This is a genomic window from Microbulbifer regidiadema (SeqCode) (assembly GCF_052466995.1).
Genome location: NZ_CP174297.1, coordinates 3,941,650 through 3,963,584, shown reverse-complemented (window position 1 = coordinate 3,963,584; position 21,935 = coordinate 3,941,650). Strand labels below are relative to the sequence as shown.

At 52.9% G+C, this 21,935-nt stretch carries 17 protein-coding genes; 13 read left to right on the top strand and 4 right to left on the bottom strand.

The genetic code is table 11. The features are described from left to right. Positions 1-8 precede the first annotated feature (8 nt). Together ACJJIK_RS17250 and ACJJIK_RS17245 are read right to left on the bottom strand one after the other, a co-directional pair. Complete coding sequence (locus ACJJIK_RS17250) at positions 9-716, bottom strand: nucleotidyltransferase family protein (protein WP_444929512.1); 708 nt, start codon at positions 714-716, stop codon at positions 9-11. Positions 717-745: 29 nt separating this feature from the next. Next, on the bottom strand, positions 746-1,828 hold the full coding sequence (locus ACJJIK_RS17245; protein WP_444943440.1) for an aminoglycoside phosphotransferase family protein: 1,083 nt from the start codon (positions 1,826-1,828) through the stop codon (positions 746-748). A gap of 299 nt (positions 1,829-2,127) precedes the next feature. Between ACJJIK_RS17245 and ACJJIK_RS17240 the strand changes: the two genes are divergently transcribed. From ACJJIK_RS17240 to ACJJIK_RS17220, 5 genes are all read left to right on the top strand, one after another. Continuing rightward, positions 2,128-4,716, top strand: coding sequence for an LPS-assembly protein LptD (locus ACJJIK_RS17240; RefSeq protein ID WP_444945081.1), 2,589 nt, complete (start codon positions 2,128-2,130; stop codon positions 4,714-4,716). Beyond that, complete coding sequence (locus tag ACJJIK_RS17235; RefSeq protein ID WP_444932373.1) at positions 4,716-6,059, top strand: peptidylprolyl isomerase; 1,344 nt, start codon at positions 4,716-4,718, stop codon at positions 6,057-6,059. The genes ACJJIK_RS17240 and ACJJIK_RS17235 overlap by 1 nt, the downstream gene beginning before the upstream one ends. A gap of 72 nt (positions 6,060-6,131) precedes the next feature. Further along, on the top strand, positions 6,132-7,118 hold the full coding sequence (pdxA, locus tag ACJJIK_RS17230; protein WP_444929509.1) for a 4-hydroxythreonine-4-phosphate dehydrogenase PdxA: 987 nt from the start codon (positions 6,132-6,134) through the stop codon (positions 7,116-7,118). 126 nt (positions 7,119-7,244) lie between these two features. Then, positions 7,245-8,045 carry a 16S rRNA (adenine(1518)-N(6)/adenine(1519)-N(6))-dimethyltransferase RsmA gene (gene rsmA / locus ACJJIK_RS17225; protein WP_444929508.1) on the top strand — a complete coding sequence of 267 codons (801 nt, stop codon included), beginning with the start codon at positions 7,245-7,247 and terminating at the stop codon, positions 8,043-8,045. 27 nt (positions 8,046-8,072) lie between these two features. Then, positions 8,073-8,885: a symmetrical bis(5'-nucleosyl)-tetraphosphatase gene (locus ACJJIK_RS17220; RefSeq protein WP_444929507.1), complete on the top strand. Its 813-nt coding sequence runs from the start codon at positions 8,073-8,075 to the stop codon at positions 8,883-8,885. Between the two features lie 114 nt (positions 8,886-8,999). On the opposite strand, the gene galE is transcribed toward ACJJIK_RS17220, so the two are convergent. Then, positions 9,000-10,028, bottom strand: coding sequence for a UDP-glucose 4-epimerase GalE (galE, locus tag ACJJIK_RS17215; RefSeq protein WP_444943439.1), 1,029 nt, complete (start codon positions 10,026-10,028; stop codon positions 9,000-9,002). A gap of 351 nt (positions 10,029-10,379) precedes the next feature. Here galE and ACJJIK_RS17210 point away from each other — a divergent pair, with 351 nt between their 5' ends. The 3 genes from ACJJIK_RS17210 (at position 10,380) to ACJJIK_RS17200 (ending at position 15,507) form a co-directional block, all read left to right on the top strand. After that, positions 10,380-12,302 (top strand): PrkA family serine protein kinase, encoded by a 1,923-nt coding sequence (locus ACJJIK_RS17210; RefSeq protein ID WP_444929505.1) that lies wholly within the window; start codon positions 10,380-10,382, stop codon positions 12,300-12,302. Between the two features lie 338 nt (positions 12,303-12,640). Beyond that, entirely contained in the window at positions 12,641-13,918 is a 1,278-nt protein-coding gene (locus ACJJIK_RS17205; protein WP_444943438.1) for a YeaH/YhbH family protein, read from the top strand. Continuing rightward, entirely contained in the window at positions 13,918-15,507 is a 1,590-nt protein-coding gene (locus ACJJIK_RS17200) for a SpoVR family protein (protein ID WP_444943437.1), read from the top strand. Before ACJJIK_RS17205 ends, ACJJIK_RS17200 begins: the two co-directional genes overlap by 1 nt. 73 nt (positions 15,508-15,580) lie before the next feature. Here ACJJIK_RS17200 and ACJJIK_RS17195 read toward each other — a convergent pair whose 3' ends face one another. Then, positions 15,581-16,153 carry a helix-turn-helix domain-containing protein gene (locus ACJJIK_RS17195; RefSeq protein WP_444929502.1) on the bottom strand — a complete coding sequence of 191 codons (573 nt, stop codon included), beginning with the start codon at positions 16,151-16,153 and terminating at the stop codon, positions 15,581-15,583. 531 nt (positions 16,154-16,684) lie between these two features. Here ACJJIK_RS17195 and ACJJIK_RS17190 point away from each other — a divergent pair. The 5 genes from ACJJIK_RS17190 (at position 16,685) to ACJJIK_RS17170 (ending at position 21,922) form a co-directional block, all read left to right on the top strand. Then, on the top strand, positions 16,685-17,905 hold the full coding sequence (locus ACJJIK_RS17190; protein WP_444943436.1) for a multifunctional CCA addition/repair protein: 1,221 nt from the start codon (positions 16,685-16,687) through the stop codon (positions 17,903-17,905). Beyond that, positions 17,889-18,626, top strand: coding sequence for a pteridine reductase (locus ACJJIK_RS17185; protein WP_444943435.1), 738 nt, complete (start codon positions 17,889-17,891; stop codon positions 18,624-18,626). Before ACJJIK_RS17190 ends, ACJJIK_RS17185 begins: the two co-directional genes overlap by 17 nt. Positions 18,627-18,734: 108 nt before the next feature. Next, positions 18,735-19,430, top strand: a complete 696-nt coding sequence (locus tag ACJJIK_RS17180; RefSeq protein ID WP_444929499.1) for a response regulator transcription factor — start codon at positions 18,735-18,737, stop codon at positions 19,428-19,430. Beyond that, the gene (locus ACJJIK_RS17175) at positions 19,414-20,661 is read left to right on the top strand and encodes a histidine kinase dimerization/phospho-acceptor domain-containing protein (protein ID WP_444943434.1); all 1,248 of its coding nucleotides are present in this window, start codon (positions 19,414-19,416) and stop codon (positions 20,659-20,661) included. Before ACJJIK_RS17180 ends, ACJJIK_RS17175 begins: the two co-directional genes overlap by 17 nt. A 202-nt stretch (positions 20,662-20,863) precedes the next feature. Next, positions 20,864-21,922: a type 1 glutamine amidotransferase domain-containing protein gene (locus tag ACJJIK_RS17170; protein ID WP_444943433.1), complete on the top strand. Its 1,059-nt coding sequence runs from the start codon at positions 20,864-20,866 to the stop codon at positions 21,920-21,922. Positions 21,923-21,935 lie beyond the last annotated feature (13 nt).

The window sequence follows — 21,935 nt, the reverse complement described above, 5'->3', positions numbered from 1 at the left end:
TTGGTAACTCAACTTTCGCCAGTCAGTCGGCGATCTAATTTTTCCAGGCGCTCGGGAGTGCCCACATCGCACCAGTCACCGCGATAGAGCTCGGCCTGTAAGCTGTCTTCATTAAAAGCGAAAACTTCCCCAAGCCCAAAACACTCGCGGCGCTTGGGGTATTCGGTGAGGGTTTCGGCTCGCAGCCAGCTAATACCGGCAAAGGTATAGCGGGGCTTAGCACTGCCCGACAGCAAACCACCCTCTATGCCGAAGTCTCCATCCGGGTTATGGGGGGGATTGGGAACCATCAGCAGGCGCCCCGGGCAATCCTCCGGCAGCGGCCGCTCTATCCATTGCGACAGGTCGTAATCACACCAGACATCGCCATTAACCACTAAAAAAGGGGAGTTCCCGAGCAAAGGCAGCGCTTTGAGAATGCCTCCGGCAGTTTCCAGCGGCTCCTCTTCACGCTCGACAGAGTAGTGAATATCCAGCCCCCAGCGAGATCCGGAACCGAGCTGCTGGCGAATTTTAGGGCCTAAATAGCCCAAATTAATCACCACTTTTTGCACACCGATAGCCGCTAGGCGCTCAAGCGCATATTCAATCAGCGGCTTGCCGGCAAGCGGTAATAGGGGCTTGGGAGTTTGGTCAGTTAAGGGGCGCATGCGGCGCCCAAAACCCGCTGCCAATACCATGGCAGTGAGCGGGGGATTATTTGTGGGTTTACTCATTAAATTAATCTGTACTGTTTCTGTGCAGCCTACTTCGGCAAGTCACCGGCGCTGCGGTAATCGCAATACCAGGGCTGAGACTCTATCTGCGGTAGCAGAGTAGCGTCGAACCAATCCGCAAAAGGCTTCAGTTCAGGGTAGCGCCCAGCGGTTTCCACAACATAGCGAATTACCAGCGGCAGGTGCTGTAGGTAACCCTGTTTTCCGTCGCGCAAGCTGAGGCGCGGGAACAAGCCCAGCACTTTAATATGGCGCTGTAACCCCATCCAGTCGAACCAGCGCAGATATAGCTGCGGGTCTACCGGCTGCATAACACCCGCCGCTTCAGCCGTGGCGGCATAAGCCAGTGCCCAGCGCTCGACTCGCTCGCGGGGCCAGCGGATATAGCAATCCCGCAGCAGGGACACCAGATCATAGGTGGCGGGGCCCCATACCGCATCCTGAAAGTCGATAATTCCCGGCCGCTCCCCGTCGCGTATCATCAGATTGCGACTGTGGTAGTCCCGGTGAACAAGAAGCTGGGGCTGCTCTTCTGCACTGTTGAGCAACAGCTCGAAAGTTTGCTCCAGCAATTTTTTTTCCCGCTCATCGAGCCTGTAGCCCAGTAACTCTTGGATCAACCACTCTGGCATAATCCGCATTTCTTTAAGTAGCAGTTCGCGGCTATAGGCTGGAAATAATTGCTCTTCGAAAGGAATTTGCTGTAGGCATAGAAGTTCACTCATAACCTCGGCATAGAGTCCCTCGACACTGTCGTTGTTAAGCACAGTGTACAACTGGGTATCGCCGAGATCTTCCAGCAGGAGATAGCCCTCTGTGGTATCTGCGGTAACCACCATCGGCGTATGAATACCATTGCTGCGCAGGTAATCTGCCAGGGCTACAAAACGGGCGGGGTTTGTCAATTGAGGGGGGGTATCGACCGCGATCAGCGACGGCTCAGTTTGAGTGCGGAAATAACGTCGAAATCCGGCGTCCCCGGCCAAATCCAATAAATCAGCGGGGGCATCCATACCCAAGGCAACACCAACCCACTCACTCAATGCACTGCGTCTGGGGTCGGAATCGATCTCGCCCCTCTGCTCAACTTCACCGCTCGATCTTAGGCTCATTTTGTGACTTCTCAACTGTTTCTAGCTGCATTTTTAACCCTGAGCCCCTCTGCGTCCAGCGGCGCCACCACTATATTTACCCAAAGCGCGATTTTACCTTGCAGAAAAACCGTAGATACGTCCCAAATAATTCGCACTTCGGCTGGAGCCGCTCTGTAGCATTGCAGTTCCGCTACGGCTATTAACCACTTCTACATTCAAGTAGAATCGGGCGATGATTTTGCGCGCCCCGGCTCGAAAGCTGTCGCACGTATCTATCGATAAAGAAACACTAAAAGATAGCTGGAACATATCGTTTGATGCTTGAAATCTCCCGGTGGCGTCGCCTCGCTCTGGCGATTGCTAAAAACTCCCAAGCCCGCTCCGTCGCCCTCGGCCTCCTCGCTGCGCAACCCTTATGGGCGCAGGCTAATCAAAGCGAGCCGAATCCAGACCCCAACTACAACCCCTATTTGTATCTGGACTGGTTGCCCCGCGCCGAGCTGACCCCAGAGGAGCAAGCCAAACTCCCGGCAGTATGCTCCGGCGCTTTTGTGGCACCAGCGCGCAACTATCGCGGCTCTGATCTCCCTCCAGAAGAGGCCCCCCTGCGGGCTACCGCTGAAAAATCGCAATGGCTGGAGGACGGCTCTGCCGAGTTGAGCGGCAATGTACATATTACCCAGGGCTACCGGCAACTATTTGCCGATCAGGCGAAATTGGATCGCCAGGAAAATATTGCCTCCCTAAACGGCGCAATCGAGCTGCGAGAGCCCAGCTTGTTAATCCGGGGCTCCTCGGCGGAGATCCATACCACCAGTGAAGCTGCCTCTATCGAGGATGCGACCTATGTAGTTCACGATGCTTTTATCCACGGGGAAGCCGAGCTGGTTGCACGCCAAACCAGCGGTGAATTAACCCTGACTGAGGGCACTTATACCCGCTGCGAACCCGGGCGTGAGTTCTGGCAACTCAGCGGTGCCGAGATCAATATCGATGAAGTGGAAAGCCAGGGCACGGCACGGGATGTGCGCCTGGAAATTCTCGATGTGCCCATCTTATATATGCCGTATTTCCGCTTCCCTGTGGGCGATGCACGCATGTCCGGGTTTCTGTTTCCCACGCTCAGTAACAGCGACAAGAATGGCTGGGACCTCGCCATTCCCTACTACTGGAACATAGCCCCGCAGATGGACGCCACCATCTCCCCCCGCTACATCCAGTATCGCGGGGCCGGGCTGGAGGCTGAATTCCGCCACCTGGCGGAGATGTTCAGTACTGAGGTCCGCCTGGCCAACCTGCCCGACGACGACGGCGGCAACAACGATCTCGCCCAGGAGCTTATTGACGAGGGCTTTCCTGAGGATCTGGTTCTCCCCAATAAAGGGGAAGACCGCTGGCTGATCAGTGTGGACCAGCAGGGGGGCTACGGTGGCAGTATCTGGCGAACCGATATCGACTACACCAAGGTCAGCGACCCCGACTATTTTCGCGATCTGAGTACCGCCAACCTGGATGTCAATGCCGAGACCCGACTGGTACAGAAAGTCCAAGGAGCACTGAGAAGCGAGCACTGGAAGGCAACACTGCGCACCCAGGACTACCAAGTATTGGAAAAAGACGCCTTCGACGTATTTGCCCAATACCCCCGTTTTGATATCGACGGCGACTACCGCTGGGATGACTGGTTGCTGACTTTGCAGAATGAACTCACCAGTTGGAATCACAGCGATACGCAGACGATTCGCTACATCGAAGATACCGATGACCCCGATAGCGTCACCGAGGAAACGCGGAACTTTATCAGCGCAGATCGCCTGCGCCTTGACTATGAGTTCTACTGGGACAAAGAGTGGCTCTGGGGGTACTTCAAGCCGGGGATAGCCGGCCGCTATCTCGCATATAGCGTCAGCGATCATTTCCTGCCTGAAGGTGCCAACGACACCCCGGACGCTGCCGCTGCCCAATTCACCTTGGACACCGGGCTCTACTTCGAGCGGGACAGCCACCTATTTGAGCGCGAGCTGGTTCAGACCTTGGAACCCCGCTTGTTCACCCTGATCAGTAGCAATGCCGATCAGAGCGACTTCTTTGATATCAGTGATGATGCCGACAACATCGACTCAAAGAGTAACAACCTACTGTACGACACATCGCTCTACACCTTTAGCTACGACCAGCTGTTCCGCGACAGCCGCTTTACCGGCAACGACCGGATCGATGATGCAGACAGACTCGCGCTGGGTCTGACAACCCGCTTTATCGAGCCTATTAGTGGCCGCGACCTGTTCTCCGCCAGTATTGGGCAGATCTATTACTCCAGCGACCGCCAAATTGGCCGCACCGCATATATCGAGGATACCCCCCGGTCGGAGTTGGCTGCACGCATCGAGAGCCGCCCATTCCAGTCCCTGCGCCTGGGCACTGAACTGGTCTATGAGGACAGCGAACACAATATCAATCGGGGCAACTTCAGCCTGCGCTATTTTGACGATGAGTTCCGAATCTTTAACTTAAGCTACTACTACGAGCGCCCGGACTCCACAGATGAGGACGAAGATGAAGACGAGGATGAAACGGTAAGCCAGCTGAATGCCTCGACCGCCCTCCCCTTGACGACCCACACCTCCTTCATGGCGAGTGCCAGCTATGATCTTACTTTAAATCGGGAACTGGAATACCTCGCAGGTATCGAATATGACGACTGCTGCTACCGTACCCGGCTGGTATGGCGACGCACACTCGACAATGATCTCGCAGGGGTTGTATCGGCTGAAGACCTTGAGTACGACGAGGGTATTTACCTGGAAGTCGAGCTCAAGGGCTTAGCAGGCTTTGGTTCAACCGTGACAGAAATGCTGACCCAGGGGATTGCCAACTTTGATCAGAGAGAAGAGCTGAAACAGTGATGAGAATAATTAAGAAGTTCGTACCGAAATTGGGCCTGACATCTGTACTGGCAGCGGGCGCCCTGATCGCCGCAACTGCCACCGCACAAGTCAGGAACCTTGACCGGGTAGTCGCTGTTGTCGATGACGATGTTGTGATGGCCAGTGAGCTCGCTCAGCGCATGAATACCATCAGCAGCCAGATCCAAGCCCAGCAGGTACAGGCTCCACCGCTAGAGGTTTTGCGCCGGCAGGTGCTCGAACAACTAATTATCGAGCGCCTACAGCTACAGATGGCCTCCCGCGCAGGTGTCACCGTATCCGAAACCGAACTGGACCAGGCTATCGCTAGGGTGCAGCAGAATGCGGGGGTCAGCCCCGAAGTCTTTCGCCAGCGCCTGCGCGCAGATGGCATGAGCATGAAAAGTTTTCGCCAGCAAATCCGCCAGGAGCTGATGATCCGCCGCGTCGAGCAGGGCAGTGTCAACCGCCGCATCCAGATTAGCGACCAGGATATCGATAACTTCCTGCGCTCCAAGGAGGGGGAATTTTGGAAGTCTCCCGAATTTGAGCTGGGCCATATTCTGATTCCGGTAAGCTCCAGTGCCCCCGCCAGTGAAGTGGCCCAGGCGCGAGAAAAAGCCGAACAACTGGCCGAACAGGCCAGAGACGGCGCCGACTTCCGCCGCTTGGCAATCGCCAACTCTGCCGGCCAAAACGCCCTCTCTGGCGGTGATCTGGGGTGGCGTAAGACTGTTGAGCTGCCCACCCTGTTTGCCGAGGCCCTAACCGACTTAAAAGCCGGTGATGTGACTGAACCCTTCCGCAGCGATGCGGGTTTCCACCTGCTGAAGATTCACGCACAGAAGGGCGCTAGCGAACAGCTGGTAGAGCAGACCAAAGTGCGCCATATCCTGCTCAAACCCTCGGCCATTCTCACTGACGACCAGGCCTATAACAAACTGATAGCCCTGCGCGAGGAGGCCATGACCAGCGATAACTTTGCCGAGCTGGCGCGCGAAAACTCCGAGGACATTGGCACAATGCTCTCCGGTGGCGATCTCGGCTGGTCTATGCCCGGTCAGTTTGTGCCCGAATTCACTCAAGCCATGAACTCAACTGAAATCGGCGATATCAGTCTGCCTTTCCGCAGCCAATTTGGCTGGCATATCCTCCAGGTTGAGGACCGCCGCAAGCAGGATATGACCGACCAGTATATTCGCAACCAGGCAGCCAACCTGCTGCGCAATCGCCGCTATGAAGAAGAGCTGCAAAACTGGCGCCGCGAGATTCGCGATCAGGCCTATGTAGAGATTAAACTGCCAGATAGCGAGACCGCCAAGGACTCAGAAAACCAAAAATAAACACCGCTCTAGCGGGAGAGACCGGGCCCTGTGCCCGGTTTTTTTTTGTCGACACAGGAATGTTACAGATCCATGGTCCCTAGAATTGCCTTCACCCCCGGGGAGCCCGCCGGCATCGGGCCCGAACTGGCGGTAAAACTTGCCCAAGAGGGCTCCTCAGCACAAGTCGTTGCGGTTGCTGACCCCCAATTACTGACCGCTACCGCTGAGCGTTTAAAACTGCCCCTCGAGCTCCTCCCCCTACCCCCGGGCTCCGAGAAAACAAGTACCCCCCCCGGTAGCCTCTTCCTCTCACCTGTCGCCCTGACCGAGTCCGCTCAGCCCGGCCAGCTGAATGCAGCTAATGCCCACTATGTCCTGGAAACCCTCTCACAAGCGGCCGACGGGTGTTTGTGCGGCCAATTCGACGCACTGGTAACAGGGCCAGTGCACAAAGGCATTATCAACGAGGCGGGCATTCCATTTAGCGGCCATACAGAATTCTTTGCCGAAAAAGCCGGGGTTGAGCGCGTCGTTATGATGTTGGCGGCGGGGGACCTGCGCGTTGCCCTAGTGACAACTCACCTCCCCCTCAAAGAGGTTAGCGATGCGATCAGCCACGCGCTGCTGGAGCAGATTATTACCATCCTCCACAGCAGTTTGCAGAGGCAGTTTGCTATTCCCTCCCCCCGTATTAGTGTGTGCGGCCTCAACCCCCATGCCGGAGAGGGGGGACACCTGGGCCGGGAGGAAATTGAGATTATCGAGCCCGCCTTAGAGCACTTGCGCACCCGGGGCATTTTATTGGAGGGCCCCCTGCCGGCAGACACCCTGTTTACACCACCGCATTTATCCACATGCGACGCTGTTTTAGCCATGTATCACGATCAGGGGCTTCCAGTGTTAAAATTCAAGGGATTTGGCCACGCCGTCAATATTACCTTGGGGCTCCCGTTTATCCGCACCTCGGTCGATCACGGCACCGCCCTCAATATTGCGGGGACAGGCTCGGCGGATTGCGGCAGTCTCAAGGCCGCACTCGCACAGGCTGTCGCGCTCGCCAAGTTGCGCAGTAACTAGCCAGGGCCGGAAACCTGCCCGAAGAAGACCGTAGAGCAAGCGCCCTAACGGGCGCTTTAACTGAGGCGTGCGCTAGTACCCCGGGGCCCAACAGCAAAACTAATCATCCAGGTTACAGATATATCAATGGATAACTTCTTTCAACACAAAGCCCGCAAGCGCTTTGGACAAAACTTTCTCGTCGATGAAAATATTATCGAGCGCATCGTTCGCGCAGTTGGCCCCAAAGAGTCAGACACGCTGATCGAAATTGGACCGGGCCAGGGTGCGATCACCGAATTGCTGCTGAAACGCTGCCCGTCGCTGACCGCCGTCGAATTGGATCGCGACTTGATCCCCATGCTGGAATTTAAATTCAGGGAATACCCGGAATTCAGCATTATTGAGAAGGACGCATTGAAATTTGACTTTGGCACTTTTGCCGGCGACAAACAGCTGCGTATCGTCGGCAACCTGCCCTACAACATATCCACCCCCCTGCTGTTCCATCTGCTCAGCTTTCGCGGGCAGGTCCAGGATATGCATTTTATGCTGCAAAAAGAGGTAGTAGATCGCCTCAGCGCCACCCCTTCCACCAAGTCCTATGGTCGCTTGAGTGTAATGGTCCAATACTACTGCCGTGTGCAGGGTTTATTCCTAGTACCGCCACAATCTTTCCGACCGGCTCCTAAAGTGGACTCCGCTATTGTCAGATTGGTACCTCACAGCACTCTGCCGTTTACCGCCAAAGACGAGGGCCTACTGGAAAGAATCGTTAATATTGCCTTCCAGCAGCGCCGTAAAACCCTGCGCAACGCCCTGAAGCCCCTATTCCCAGAGCTCGATCCCGAGCTGTTACCGGTAGATGCCGGCCGTCGCCCCGAAACCTTAAGCGTCGAGGACTTTGTTAAGTTGGCCGACTACTGTGCAGACTTGCAACAACAATAAATATTTTTCATATTTTTGGGGGAAACCTTGGCAACTTACGCCATCGGAGATATTCAGGGGTGCTTTGCTGCATTTCAAAGCCTTCTCAAGAAAATCGATTTTTGTGCTGACCGCGATAAGCTCTGGCTTGCTGGAGATTTGGTCCACCGGGGCGAGGACAGCCTGAGCACTCTGCGTTTTCTCTACGAACACCGCCAGCAGGTGACTGCGGTACTGGGCAACCACGACCTCCACTTGCTGGCGCTCGCCCACGGCGCTAAGCCCCTATCCGAAAAAGAGCATGACCTGGCCAAAGTCTTGAGGGCCAAGGACGCTGATAGATTACTGGAGTGGCTGCAAAGCCTTCCTCTTCTTGTGCACAAGAAGGGCTACACGATGGTGCATGCGGGTATTCCCCCCATTTGGAGTGTTACAAAAGCCCAGAAACTCGCCTCCGAGGTACATAAAGCCCTAGCCGATGCCGCCATGGCCAAGGCTTACTTTTATGGCATGTACGGCAATGAACCGCACTGTTGGAATGACCATTTGATCGGTATCGAGCGCCTGCGCTCCATTACCAATTATTTCACCCGAATGCGCTTTTGTAAGGAAGATGGCACCCTGGACCTAATCCACAAACAGGGAATCCAGGCCTCTCACGGTGAATACCAACCCTGGTTTAGCTTTCCCAAGCGAAAAACTAAAAACGACAAAATTATTTTTGGACACTGGGCTGCTCTGGAGGGGCGTGCAGACACCGAAAATATCTATGCGCTAGATACTGGCTGTGTCTGGGGCGGCTATCTGACGGCTATGCGCTTAAGCGATGAAGAGTTCTTTTGTACAGATTGCAGTTTGTAAAAACGCTAAAATACCCATAGCGTTAAATAGCAAAATACAAAGTTTATAACCCCTGATTAATAATCATCAGATGATTGTTACCAGCCAACAAGCCTGGCAACAATCAGTACTTAACTACTCAGCACTATACCCTTTAGGGTTCTTATACTGCCAGCGCCAGGTATCTTCCACCATACGTACCAAATCGTACTCAGCCTTCCAGCCCAATTCCTTCTCAGCCAGCTCTGGATCCGCGTAACACTCCGCAATATCGCCGGGCCTTCTCGGCGCTATGTGATAGGGAATCTCTCTTTCACTGGCACGCTCAAAAGCCCGCACAACTTCCAATACAGAGTTCCCCTGTCCAGTGCCCAGGTTGTGGGTATAACAGCCCTCTTCAGTATTTTCTTTGCGAATTAAATTCAGTGCCGCCAAGTGTCCCCGAGCCAGATCCACTACGTGAATATAATCTCGCACACCAGTGCCATCCACGGTATCGTAGTCTCCACCAAAAACTTGTAACTGCTTCAATCTACCTACCGCCACTTGCGAGACATAGGGCAATAAGTTGTTCGGAATACCACTGGGGTCCTCGCCAATAGTGCCACTTTTATGGGCGCCAATAGGGTTGAAATAACGCAACAGACTCACTTTCCACTGGCTATTCGGCGCTGCACAAAGATCCCGCAGCATGTTTTCCACAATTAATTTACTCGACCCATAGGGATTGGTTGCACCCGTGGGGAAATCCTCTTTGATTGGCACGCTTTCAGGATCGCCATAAACCGTGGCCGATGAACTGAAGATCAGGCGACGAACCCCAAATTCCTCCATCACCTCACACAGAGTCAAAGTTCCGGCCACATTATTCTGGTAATAGCGCAGAGGCTGTGCAACAGATTCACCGACCGCCTTCAATCCTGCAAAGTGGATTACCGCGTCAATCTCATGCTTGGAAAATACTTTGTGCAAGGCCTCTTTATCACCAATATCCAGCTGGTAGAAAGGTATACTTTTCCCACTGATTAGCTCCACCCGCCGCAGGGCTTCCTCGCTACTATTCGATAAATTATCCACAACGACGGTTTCAAAGCCGGCAGCGAGCAACTCTATACAAGTATGACTGCCAATATAGCCAGCACCACCTGTCACTAAAATTGCCATTTGCACTCCTCAATATTTCTCTAATAGCCAATATGGCCCGTAGTAAAACGTAAAACAGCCGCTTAATTCAACCTATATAAGTGACATTCCGCTGCCTGAGTGGAACAGAAAGCTATGCTGGAAAAGCTGGAGTTCATTCATCGCTTGCTTCAGCAAAGAACAAAGTTCACAACGGCAATAACGATAGAGCTTCACGCCAAGCGTATCCCAAACAAGACCTGGACTTTACCGCTCATGCACTACGCGTCCCAATGGGACAAGTCGCCCAGAAACAGCTGTCACGAGCGCAAAAAATCCTAACAGAAGCAGGAAGCTGAGCTAAATCCAGTAGGCTACAGGGAGGTAGACACCATGACAATTTTTAATCACTACCTGGAGAGGTACGAATCCATCCAGGATGAGGAACTCAGCATCCAGGAATATCTGGAACTCTGTAAGACAGACCGCAGCGCCTACGCGTCACCGGCCGAGAGGATGCTGATGGCTATCGGCGAGGCCGAGCTGATAGATACCTCGCGAGACCCACGCCTATCACGTATTTTCTGTAACAAAGTCATTAAGCGCTACAAAGCCTTCGGTGAATTCTATGGCATGGAGGAGGCCATAGAGCAAATTGTCTCCTTCTTCCGCCACGCCGCCCAGGGGCTGGAGGAGAAGAAACAAATCCTGTACCTGTTGGGACCCGTTGGTGGCGGGAAATCCTCCCTTGCCGAACGCCTTAAAGCGCTTATGGAGCAGGTGCCAATCTACGCCATTAAGGGCTCGCCGGTATTTGAGTCTCCCTTGAGCCTGTTCTCTCCCAGCGAAGACGGCCGCATCCTTGAGGAGGACTACGGCATTGCCCGCCGCTATGTTAATACCATTATGTCTCCCTGGTCGGTTAAACGGTTACACGAATTCAAAGGGGATATTAGTCAATTTCGTGTCGTAAAAATCCGCCCATCGATTCTCGACCAAGTTGCCATCTCGAAAACCGAACCCGGTGATGAGAACAACCAGGATATCTCCTCCCTGGTCGGTAAAATCGATATTCGCAAGCTCGAAGACTTTCCACAGAATGATCCAGACGCCTATAGTTTTTCTGGCAGCTTATGCCGCGCCAATCAGGGGCTGATGGAGTTTGTCGAGATGTTTAAGGCCCCGATCAAAGTGCTTCACCCCCTGCTGACCGCAACACAGGAAGGCAATTACAACAGCACCGAAGGGCTGGGATCTATTCCGTTTAACGGTACAATTCTTGCGCACTCCAACGAGTCCGAATGGCAGTCTTTCCGCAATAACCGCAACAATGAAGCATTTCTGGATAGAATTTATATCGTCAAGGTGCCCTACTGTGTGCGGGTTCAGGAGGAAATTCGAATTTACCAAAAGCTTCTGGAAAACAGCTCTCTATCGAAAGCGCCCTGCGCACCGGATACCCTGCGAATGCTGGCACAATTCTCTGTGCTATCGAGAATTAAAAATCCGGAAAATTCGAGCCTTTACTCAAAGATGCGTATTTATGATGGGGAAAACCTCAAAGATACAGACCCCAAGGCAAAAACCATCCAAGAGTACAGAGATAATGCCGGTGTCGATGAGGGGATGACCGGCCTATCGACCCGTTTCTCCTTTAAGATACTCTCCAAAGTCTTCAACTTTGATGCCACCGAGGTCGCCGCCAACCCGGTTCACCTGCTCTACGTGCTGGAGCAGCAAATAGAACAGGAGCAGTTCCCACCGGAAATCCAGGAAACCTATCTGGGATTTATCAAGGAATACCTGGCACCAAGGTATGTGGAGTTTATTGGTAAGGAAATTCAGACCGCCTATCTCGAATCTTACGCAGAGTACGGCCAAAATCTCTTTGATCGCTATGTAACCTACGCCGACTTTTGGATACAGGACCAGGAGTACCGCGATCCAGAAACCGGGGAAATACTCGATCGCAGCGCCCTGAATGAAGAACTGGAAAAGACCGAGAAGCCCGCAGGAATTTCTAACCCGAAAGATTTCCGCAATGAAATAGTCAACTTTGTCCTCCGCGCCAGAGCCAACAATCAGGGGAAAAACCCCGATTGGCGCTCCTATGAAAAACTGCGCGCCGTTATTGAGAAGAAAATGTTCTCCAATACAGAGGATCTACTGCCGGTCATATCCTTCAACACCAAGGCCTCGGCAGATGATAAACGCAAGCATGCTGACTTCGTTGAACGCATGGTTGAACGCGGCTATACAGAAAAACAAGTGCGACTGTTATCCGAGTGGTATCTGCGCGTGAGGAAATCCCAGTAGTAAGGCGCTCTCACCAAAAAAATGTGTATAAATACAAGGGAGCCAAACGCGAATACAGCTTAGATTATTAATTCATAGGGAGCTTCTAAATAATTATGCAGTATCTCTACGGACTTTGAAGGCGGCAAAGGTTGGCACGGCTCAGCGCGAATGACCATACTAGTTTGCAAGAGCGGCAATATTACAGCTGCAACCTTCAAGGCACACCGTTCGAGAGTTTTAGCAGCTCCCCAGGGGGATATGCCGATGCCTTAGCTTGGCAGCCCCTGTGAGGAATTTTCTGAATAGATTGATGGCGATGGATGCCAGTAAGCTTTATTCCGAACAAAGGCAGAAATATGAGCTATATCATCGACCGCCGTTTGAATGGAAAGAAAAAAAGTACTGTTAACCGGCAGCGTTTCTTGAGGCGCTACAAAGCTCATATTAAGAAAGCTGTCGGCGATGCGATGAACAGCCGCTCCATTATGGATATGGACAAGGGTGAGCGTATCAGTATTCCCACCCGGGATATCAGTGAGCCGCTTTTTTCCCACGGCAATGGTGGACACGTTGAACGGGTACTTCCCGGGAACAAAAAATTTACCGCTGGCGATCGAATTCCGCGCCAGGGACAGAGAGGTGGCAAAGGAAGTGGTGGAGGCGCCGGAGATAGCGGCGAGGGCGTGGACGATTTCGTCTTTCAAATCTCCCAGGAGGAGTTCCTCGACTTTATGTTTGAAGGGCTACAACTGCCCAATATGATCAAGCAGCGCCTGGCCGGTAACGAATCCTTTCAGATAGTACGCGCCGGCATTAGCAATGAGGGAACACCGGGCCGCCTCAACGTTATTCGCTCTCTCAGGGCGGCTCATGCCAGACGTATTGCGCTGACCAGTAGTAAACGAAGAAACCTGCGCAATTTAGAGGAAGACCTCTGCCAGGAAGAACACAAAGATAGCGCACTGCGGGACCAACGGAAGATTGAGGCCCTGAAGAGCCAGATTGCCGAACTTCGCAGCCGTATCAATCGGGTTCCCTTTCTCGACGATTTTGACCTGAAATATAACCTGCTGATTCGCCAGCCCAAACCCCGCTCAAGGGCAGTGATGTTCTGCCTGATGGACGTATCCGGCTCAATGAATCAAGCCACCAAGGATATGGCCAAGCGCTTCTTCCTGCTTCTATATCTATTCCTACAGCGCAGTTACGAATATACCGAAGTGGTATTTATTCGCCATCACACGAGCGCGAAAGAAGTTGACGAAGAGGAATTTTTCTATTCCCGCGAGACAGGCGGCACCATTGTTTCCAGTGCACTGAAATTAATGCGGCGTATTATGCGCGACCGCTATCCCGCCAGCGAATGGAATATCTACGGTGCCCAGGCCTCAGATGGCGATAACTGGAACGATGACTCAAGTACCTGCCATCGAATCCTAATCGACGACATTATGCCCCATGTGCAGTACTACTCTTATGTAGAAATTACTCCCAGGGATCACCAGGCGCTATGGGAGGAGTATGAAAGTGTACGCACTTTATTCCCCAACCACTTTGCCATGGAGCAGATTGTCGATGTACAGGATATCTATCCGGTATTCCGGCAACTGTTTCGCCAGAAGGTGACCGCCTGATGCTCGACAAATTTGCCAGTGGCGCTGAAGCGCCCGAATCTGACTCGCCCCAGCCCATATCCACCAGCTCGGAATGGACTTTTGAACTCATTCAGGAATACGACCGCGCCATCGGCGCACTAGCAGAAGAGTTTGGCCTGGACACCTATCCCAACCAGATTGAAGTTATCTGCTCTGAGCAGATGATGGACGCCTACTCCTCTGTCGGTATGCCGGTGGGCTACAACCACTGGTCTTTTGGCAAGCAATTTATCAGCGTGGAAAATAATTATCAGCGTGGATTAATGGGCTTGGCCTATGAAATAGTCATCAATTCAAACCCCTGTATTGCCTATCTCATGGAAGAAAACACCATGACGATGCAGGCTTTAGTGATCGCCCACGCCTCCTATGGGCACAACTCCTTCTTTAAAGGCAATTATCTGTTCCGCTCCTGGACAGATGCCAGCAGTATTATCGACTACCTGATCTTCGCCAAAAACTATATTTCCCGCTGTGAAGAGCGCTACGGGCTCGATGAAGTCGAAGCCATTCTCGATTCTTGCCACGCCTTAATGAACTACGGTGTGGACCGCTATAAGCGCCCCTACCCTATTTCCGCCATTGAAGAGGAACGCCAGCAACAGGAGCGGGAGGAGTACCGCCAGAGACAGCTCAATGATTTGTGGAGAACCATTCCCAAACTCGGCAACGGCGTTGAAGAAACTAAAGAAAAACGCTTTCCGGAAGAACCGCAAGAAAACATTCTGTATTTTATCGAGAAAAATGCCCCGCTACTGGAAAACTGGCAGCGCGAACTGGTACGCATCGTGCGCAAATTGGCCCAGTATTTTTATCCACAGCGACAAACCCAGGTGATGAATGAGGGCTGGGCAACCTTCTGGCACTACACGCTGTTAACCGAGCTGTATAAGCGCGGCCTTGTTACCGAAGGCTTTATGATGGAGTTTCTGCAAAGTCATACCAATGTGATCTATCAGCCCGCTTTTGACAGCCCCCACTACAGCGGCATTAATCCCTATACCCTGGGTTTCAGTATTTTTAGCGATCTGCGGCGCATCTGTGAAAGCCCCACTGAAGAGGACCACCGCTGGTTCCCAGATATCGCCGGCAGTAATTGGCGCGAAACCCTCCAGTTCGCCATGCGCGATTTCAAGGATGAAAGTTTTATTTTGCAGTTCCTATCTCCCAAGGTTATGCGAGATATGAAACTGTTTTGCATTAGCGACAACGACAAAGAGAACGATATTATTGTCAGCGCCATTCACGATGAAAATGGCTATCGCCAGTTGCGGGAAAACCTGGCGGGCCAATACAACCTGGGCAATCGGGAACCCAACATCCAGGTATATTCAGTGGATACCCGCGGTGATCGTTCACTGACTTTGCACCACACGCAGCATCGCCGCCGCCCCCTGGGTAAGGACACCCAGGAAGTACTCAAGCATCTCCACCGTCTGTGGGGCTTCGATGTCCACCTGCACAGCCTGGACGGAAGTCAAGTTACCGCCAGCTGTCATTGCCCTGAGCAGGGCCGGGATCGCTCGGAAGGCGAGGAGGAGTCTATGTTGATACCGAAACCTATTTAGGTTTCAGCGCAGGACCGTAGCACTACCAGTCCCGCACAGAAGGGAAGTCATACCGAGTAGCAAAAGGCGCTACTTAGGCATCGGCCTCCAGCAAAAGCTTGGCCTTTGCAGAAAGCTCACTGTGTTCAGAGCGGCGTGTCAGCAGGGCATCCGCTCCGGCATCCAGCCAGCGAGCCCTCTCGCTATCGTCATCAGAGGGCACAACCAGAATACTCAGATTTGAGTACTCACTGCGGGATCTGAGGTAGTCCAACACTTGAAAACCACTCTCGCCCAACAACCCGGTATCCACTACCAGCAGTGCCGGCTTGGCGCTCGCCATCAGGATACCGGCGGAGAAACTATCACCGGCCACTTCAACATCACAGCCAATTTGCTGAAGCGCCTGGCGCCCGCTTGAAGTCAACTCAGAATCTGTCGTCAAAAGAAGTACTTTGCGACTGGGAACTGCCAGGTCGTTTGGAACCGGCATTGAGTTGTCCCGCAGGAAGCCTACAAAGTCCTCCACACAGATACGGTGATCACCGCGTCCTGGAAGTTTGTATGCCTTGAGTTGCCCACGCTCAATCCAGCGAATCACCGTTCGGAAGTTAACACCGCAGTACCTGGCTGCTTCCCCGGTGGTTAGCACATGTAATTCGCTCATCTTTATTCTCCCCAACAACTGCGATTAAAAGAAGAACAGTCCAACTCCCCGAAAGTATCCTCTGCCCCTCAGAGTTACACGCGAAATTATCCTGTCCAGCCGAACCGCCCCTTTAAATTATGCTGTTTAAGGCTGCAAACCCAGCCCGAAATTCGGTCCATGTAATTTATTAACGAACAGCCGAACAACCCCCTCAAAAAATACTAATAGATATAGTTGACAGGTATGACAGGTCTCTTAGAATGACACTAGATTCGTGACTCGGGACTTGTCACGCGATCCTTCCCAGTGGTGTGGCTGTTAAGTCAGAGCCCCCACAGTTAGCAGAGAAATGTTTGCTAAGCGAATACCCTAAGACCCTGGGCCCCCTTGTTTTTTCGGGGCCTTTTTTTTATCTTGCCGGGACTTCTTATTTCCCTACCCCGCATCTCTGCCCAGCAATCAAGCCTGGGACAGCGCCGGAACAAATGGACTTATGGCTGCACAATTATCTACCGGATTGCCGGTCTCTCCAGCCCTGGAGCAAATTTCTTGAAGATCTACCTAGTTGGCGGCGCAGTGCGCGACAAGCTTTTAAATCGACCCGTCACCGAGCGCGACTGGGTAGTGGTTGGGGCCAGTGCAGCTAGAATGCTGGACCTCGGATACAGCCCCGTAGGCAAAGATTTTCCAGTATTTCTCCACCCGGAAACGGGCGAGGAGTACGCTCTCGCCCGCACCGAAAGAAAGAGCGGTCACGGCTACGGCGGTTTTACCGTTAATGCCAATGCCAATATCACCCTGGAAGAGGATCTTCTGCGGCGGGATCTCACCATTAATGCCATCGCAGAAGACACGGATGGCAAGCTGATCGACCCCTATGGTGGGCAGAAAGATCTGGCGTCGCGGCTTTTGCGCCACGTTTCCCCCGCCTTTGCCGAGGACCCGCTAAGGGTACTGCGGGTGGCTCGCTTTGCCGCCCGCTACCACCACCTGGGCTTTACCGTTGCCCCTGAAACCATGGCACTGATGCGCCAAATGGTGGACGCCGGTGAGTTGCAATACCTGGTGGCCGAGAGGGTCTGGAAAGAGGTCAGCCGGGCTATAACCGAGCCAGATCCCGATATCTTTATCCGGGTGCTGCGGCAGTGTGGCGCCCTATCTGTACTTTTGCCGGAGCTGGAGCAGCTCTTTGGCGTCCCCCAACCGCCCAAGCACCACCCTGAAGTGGACACCGGCGAACACGTGCTACTGGCCCTGCGCACCGCCCCGGCAGAACTCCCCCTGCGTTTTGCGGTACTGCTACACGACCTGGGCAAGGGACTGACTCCCGAGGAAATTCTCCCCAGCCACCACGGCCACGAGTCCGCCGGAGTCCCCCTGGTAAAGGCCGTCTGTGAGCGCTGGCGCACCCCGAAAGACCTGACCGCCCTGGCTGTCGGGGTCTGTGAGTATCACCTGCATTGCCACAGGGCGTTCGAGTTGCGCCCACAGACCATTATGAAAATGATCCGCAGCCTGGATGCCCTGCGGCGGCCCGAGCGATTTGAGAACTTCCTGCGCGCCTGTGAGGCGGACGCCCGGGGTCGCGAGGGGCTAGAAGATAGAGATTATCCACAGGTGGACTTTTTGCGCGCCGCCCGCGAGGCGGCAGCGGCGGTAACTGCCGAGAAGTTGATTAAACAGGGCTACCAGGGGGCGAAGCTGGGGCAGGCACTGGACCGGGAACGCATCAGGGCAATCGCCAAAGTAAAGGATGACTACAGTGCGTAATGTATTGATTACCGGCGCCGCCGCGCGCCTGGGCCGCGCCATTGCCGAAGAGCTGCACAAAGATCACCGGGTTATTATTCACTATCGCCACTCGGCGGATGCTGCCAAGGCCCTGGCAAACGAGCTGAACCAACTTCGTCCCAATTCTGCCATAGCGTTGCACAGTGAATTAAATAGCGCCGAAGCCTGCTCAAATCTGGCCCGGCGCGCGCAGGAGGTCTGGGGCGCTATTGATGTACTGGTCAACAACGCCTCGGCATTCCACCCCACCCCTGTGGGAGAGGCGAGCGAAGAGGATTGGGACCGGCTGGTAGGCAGCAATCTCAAAGCCCCCTTCTTTCTCACCCAGGCCCTGAAAGAAAGCCTCAGCCAACAACAGGGCTGTGTGGTTAATATGGCAGATATTCACGCCGAACGCCCGATGCCCGAGCACACTATTTACTGTGCCGCCAAGGCCGGGCTGGTCATGCTGACAAAGAGCCTCGCCCTGGAGTTAGCGCCACAGATTCGGGTCAATGCGGTTGCGCCCGGTGCCATTCTGTGGCCAGAGCAAGAAGCCACCAACGAAAGCAAGAAAGTACAAATCACCCAGCACATTCCTTTGGCCCGCACCGGTGACCCCAGCGATATCGCCAAAACCGTGCGCTTCCTGGTCTGTGATGCCCCCTATATCAACGGCCAGGTTATTGCTGTTGACGGTGGCCGCAACCTCAATATCTAGAGCGGTCCAACCAATATCTAAAACAGTCCAACAACGGGGCTTCACTTCAATTTCACCGGCACTCTGTCAGAATATTTGGCAACTTACTCTGCCACAAGAGGTTTGCCGGTGCCCTCACTGAAGATATTGCTGATTGAAGATAACCCCACTATCGCCCGCCAGCTTGCCGAATTCCTGCACGCTGAGGGCTGGCAGATAGATTATGCCCACCGGGGCCGCCAGGGTTTACAGCTGGCCCTGGAACAAATCTTCGACCTGATTATTCTCGACCTGGGTCTGCCGGATATGGATGGCTTGGAGGTCTGCGAAAAGATCAAGGCACAAGCGCCCGTTAATATGCCCATTCTGATGTTAACGGCCCGCGATGCTCTCGCAGATAAAGAGCTCGGATTTGGTATCGGTGCCGATGACTACTTATGTAAGCCCTTCGAACCCAGGGAACTGATACTGAGATGCCGCGCCCTGGCCCGCAGACACCAGCTGCATACCAGTGAAGAAATTAAGGTCGGTGATTTACACATAAACCAGCGCCAGCAAACCGCCTACCGGGCTAAACAGCCTCTGCCCCTGACAACTATCGGTTTCCGCATTCTCACTATGCTCGCCCAGGCGTCGCCTGCACCAGTAAGCCGCTCGGCAATCATCCACCATATTTGGGGTGACGAACCACCAGAAACAGACGCTTTAAAATCCCATATTTATACTCTGCGCCAAGCATTAGATAAGCCTTTCCAGACTCCCATGTTGAAAACCATCACCAATCTCGGTTATCAGTTGGAAATTCCCGATGCGCGCAACCAGTAATTTACAGAGGAAGGTCTTCGCTATTTTTGGCAGTTTTACCCTACTGCTATGCTTGGTGTTTTTTGCCATTTGTATGATGGTGGCCTATGTAGTTGAAGACCATTTACTCGATAACTTACTGGCCGGGGAAGTCCGCCACCTCGAACAGCAGGCAAAACTGACTAATACAACCCCAGAGCCACGCCTACCCTATTTAACGCTATACACTGAAAGTAAAGTAATCCCGACCGAACTGCGCACTGCCCTGCCAAGCCACGCAGAAAAGGCTGAATGGTTTAGCGATACGGAACATCACTTCCATCTACGCAGAGTACATTTTGCAAACAATAAATCCGCCGTTCTCGTAGCTGAAGTCAGTGAATTGCTCACTGTTACGCGGCAATCCTCACAACTTCTGTGGCTCTTTGCCGGCGCCTGTATCTCAACCCTACTCTTAGCCCTCTACTGTGCTTATCGTATTTCCCGTAAAACCATCGCACCTGTAGTAACCCTGGCTAAAGCGGTTCGGCAGCAGAGAAACTGCGATTCTCAAATTTCCCTGCCCTATAGCAATGAACAAGATGAAATCGGGTATCTCGCCAGTACCTTGCAAGATACCCTTAACCAGCTCAAGCTAACATTGCGCAGAGAAACCGAATTTACCCGGGATACAAGCCATGAATTGCGCACCGGGCTAACCATTCTGAAAAGCACACTGGCTCTCAGTCAAAATCGGGAAATGACTAAGCCTGAGAGAAATGAGCTATTAGAAACTGTTAGCGGTATGGAAAAAACCGTTCAGACACTATTAGCCCTCGCCCGCTCAGAGTCTCTACAGCCGGAAGATATCCCATTGCGCGCTTTACTAGAGGAGCGTCTTTTAGTTCAACACCAGCTAATTGTACAAAAGCAGTTTAATGTTGATTTAAAGTTAGGACAAAAGGTCAGAGTCCTGGCCAACCGACACCTGGCAAGCCTACTATTCGACAACTTAATCAGCAATGCATTACAGCACGCTTCCAGCACTGAATTGGTTATTGTCTATAAAGAGAACACACTCTTGTTTGAGAACGCCACAGACAACCAATTAGATCTAGAAACCTCCCTCTTACCCGGCCAAAAAAGGGAAGGCAGTGACGGTATTGGTCAAGGCCTTTTCCTGGCCAGGAGAATCTGTGAAGCCTTAAATTGGACCATCTCTGTCCAATGTCGAAAAAATATTTATCAGTGTGCACTGTCTTTTACACAGTAGCGTTCTAAGATTCAAATTTTTACCGTATTCGCTCGATATGCACAGTGAATCGGCATCCATACCTTATACGATCCCGAGCGCAATTTACTCTTTCGTCCTAAATAGCGATTACAATCTCACCTGAATTTCACCTTCCACCCGTTATTCTCCTGCGAACTCACTAGAAGATTTTCCGCCTGCTAGCGCAATTTTGGAGATTAATATGTTGAAGAAAATTTTTATTCCCCTGGCACTGACTTTGTCCGTATTTTTTGCTTTTATTATTTGGGTTAAGGGCCTGATTCCAGCCCAAGAGCAGGACTTTTCCACTACGATGGTCAGTGACCTGGCGTATTTACAACAATTACCCAGGGAAAGCCGAGGGAAAATCTTAGCTGTTGTAACCAGCACTGCAACCATGGGAGATAGTGGCAAGGCGACTGGCTATGAATTAACGGAACTGGCACGCCCCTATTACATCTTTTCGGCCAACGGATTTATTGTCGATATTGCCAGTCCCAAGGGCGGCAAACCGCCTGCGGTGATCGATAAAGATGATCTCGGGCCTTTCGACTACGCCTTTCTCAACGACCCGGAAGCGCAGCAAAAGGTCAATAACAGTATTCCTATCGATCAGGTATCCGCAGAGGATTATCAGGCTGTATTTTTTGTCGGCGGTAAAGGCACCATGTTCGATTTCCCCGACAACCCCCATATTCAGTCCCTGGTGCGGGAAATCTATAGCAGCGGCAAAGTTATCGGCGCGGTATGCCACGGGCCAGCGGCACTTGCCAATGTCACTCTGGATAATGGCGAGCCCTTAATCGCCGATCGGCAGATCAGTGCTTTTACTAACGAAGAGGAGCTTTTTCTTATCCCTGACGCCGAGCAACGATTTCCCTTCCTGCTGGAGGATCGCTTACGCGAGCAGGGCGCGTTTTTTCAGGCTGGGCCCATTTACCTGGAACAAGTCAGCGTGGATGGCCAGCTTATTACCGGGCAAAACCCCTGGTCCACCTGGCTGGCGGCTGAGAGTATGGTAAGGGCGATGGGCTATACCCCAGTTCCACGCCAGGTCACCCCGGCGGAACAAACCGTCGAATTGCTACTCACTTATGAGCAGCGGGGCTTTGCCGAAGCCGCACAAGAATTGCAAAAACTGCAAAAGAAAGGGGAATTAGATCAGCGCCTACTGGCTATGCACGGCATTGTCTCTGCGATGCGCTGGGAGCCGGGCAAGGCCCTGGACATAATCAGACTGCTGTCCAAGAGCCAGGATTGATAGAGCCCTCAAA

What these genes read in the sequence shown, in the direction of transcription:
- ACJJIK_RS17200 (WP_444943437.1), top strand. Translation starts at nt 13,918, where the DNA reads ATGCTCGACAAATTTGCCAGTGGCGCTGAAGCGCCCGAATCTGACTCG.
- pdxA (WP_444929509.1), top strand. Translation starts at nt 6,132, where the DNA reads ATGGTCCCTAGAATTGCCTTCACCCCCGGGGAGCCCGCCGGCATCGGG.
- ACJJIK_RS17205 (WP_444943438.1), top strand. Translation starts at nt 12,641, where the DNA reads ATGAGCTATATCATCGACCGCCGTTTGAATGGAAAGAAAAAAAGTACT.
- ACJJIK_RS17195 (WP_444929502.1), bottom strand. Translation starts at nt 16,153, where the DNA reads ATGAGCGAATTACATGTGCTAACCACCGGGGAAGCAGCCAGGTACTGC.
- ACJJIK_RS17210 (WP_444929505.1), top strand. Translation starts at nt 10,380, where the DNA reads ATGACAATTTTTAATCACTACCTGGAGAGGTACGAATCCATCCAGGAT.
- ACJJIK_RS17185 (WP_444943435.1), top strand. Translation starts at nt 17,889, where the DNA reads ATGACTACAGTGCGTAATGTATTGATTACCGGCGCCGCCGCGCGCCTG.
- ACJJIK_RS17245 (WP_444943440.1), bottom strand. Translation starts at nt 1,828, where the DNA reads ATGAGCCTAAGATCGAGCGGTGAAGTTGAGCAGAGGGGCGAGATCGAT.
- ACJJIK_RS17170 (WP_444943433.1), top strand. Translation starts at nt 20,864, where the DNA reads ATGTTGAAGAAAATTTTTATTCCCCTGGCACTGACTTTGTCCGTATTT.
- galE (WP_444943439.1), bottom strand. Translation starts at nt 10,028, where the DNA reads ATGGCAATTTTAGTGACAGGTGGTGCTGGCTATATTGGCAGTCATACT.
- rsmA (WP_444929508.1), top strand. Translation starts at nt 7,245, where the DNA reads ATGGATAACTTCTTTCAACACAAAGCCCGCAAGCGCTTTGGACAAAAC.
- ACJJIK_RS17240 (WP_444945081.1), top strand. Translation starts at nt 2,128, where the DNA reads ATGCTTGAAATCTCCCGGTGGCGTCGCCTCGCTCTGGCGATTGCTAAA.
- ACJJIK_RS17175 (WP_444943434.1), top strand. Translation starts at nt 19,414, where the DNA reads ATGCGCGCAACCAGTAATTTACAGAGGAAGGTCTTCGCTATTTTTGGC.
- ACJJIK_RS17250 (WP_444929512.1), bottom strand. Translation starts at nt 716, where the DNA reads ATGAGTAAACCCACAAATAATCCCCCGCTCACTGCCATGGTATTGGCA.
- ACJJIK_RS17235 (WP_444932373.1), top strand. Translation starts at nt 4,716, where the DNA reads ATGAGAATAATTAAGAAGTTCGTACCGAAATTGGGCCTGACATCTGTA.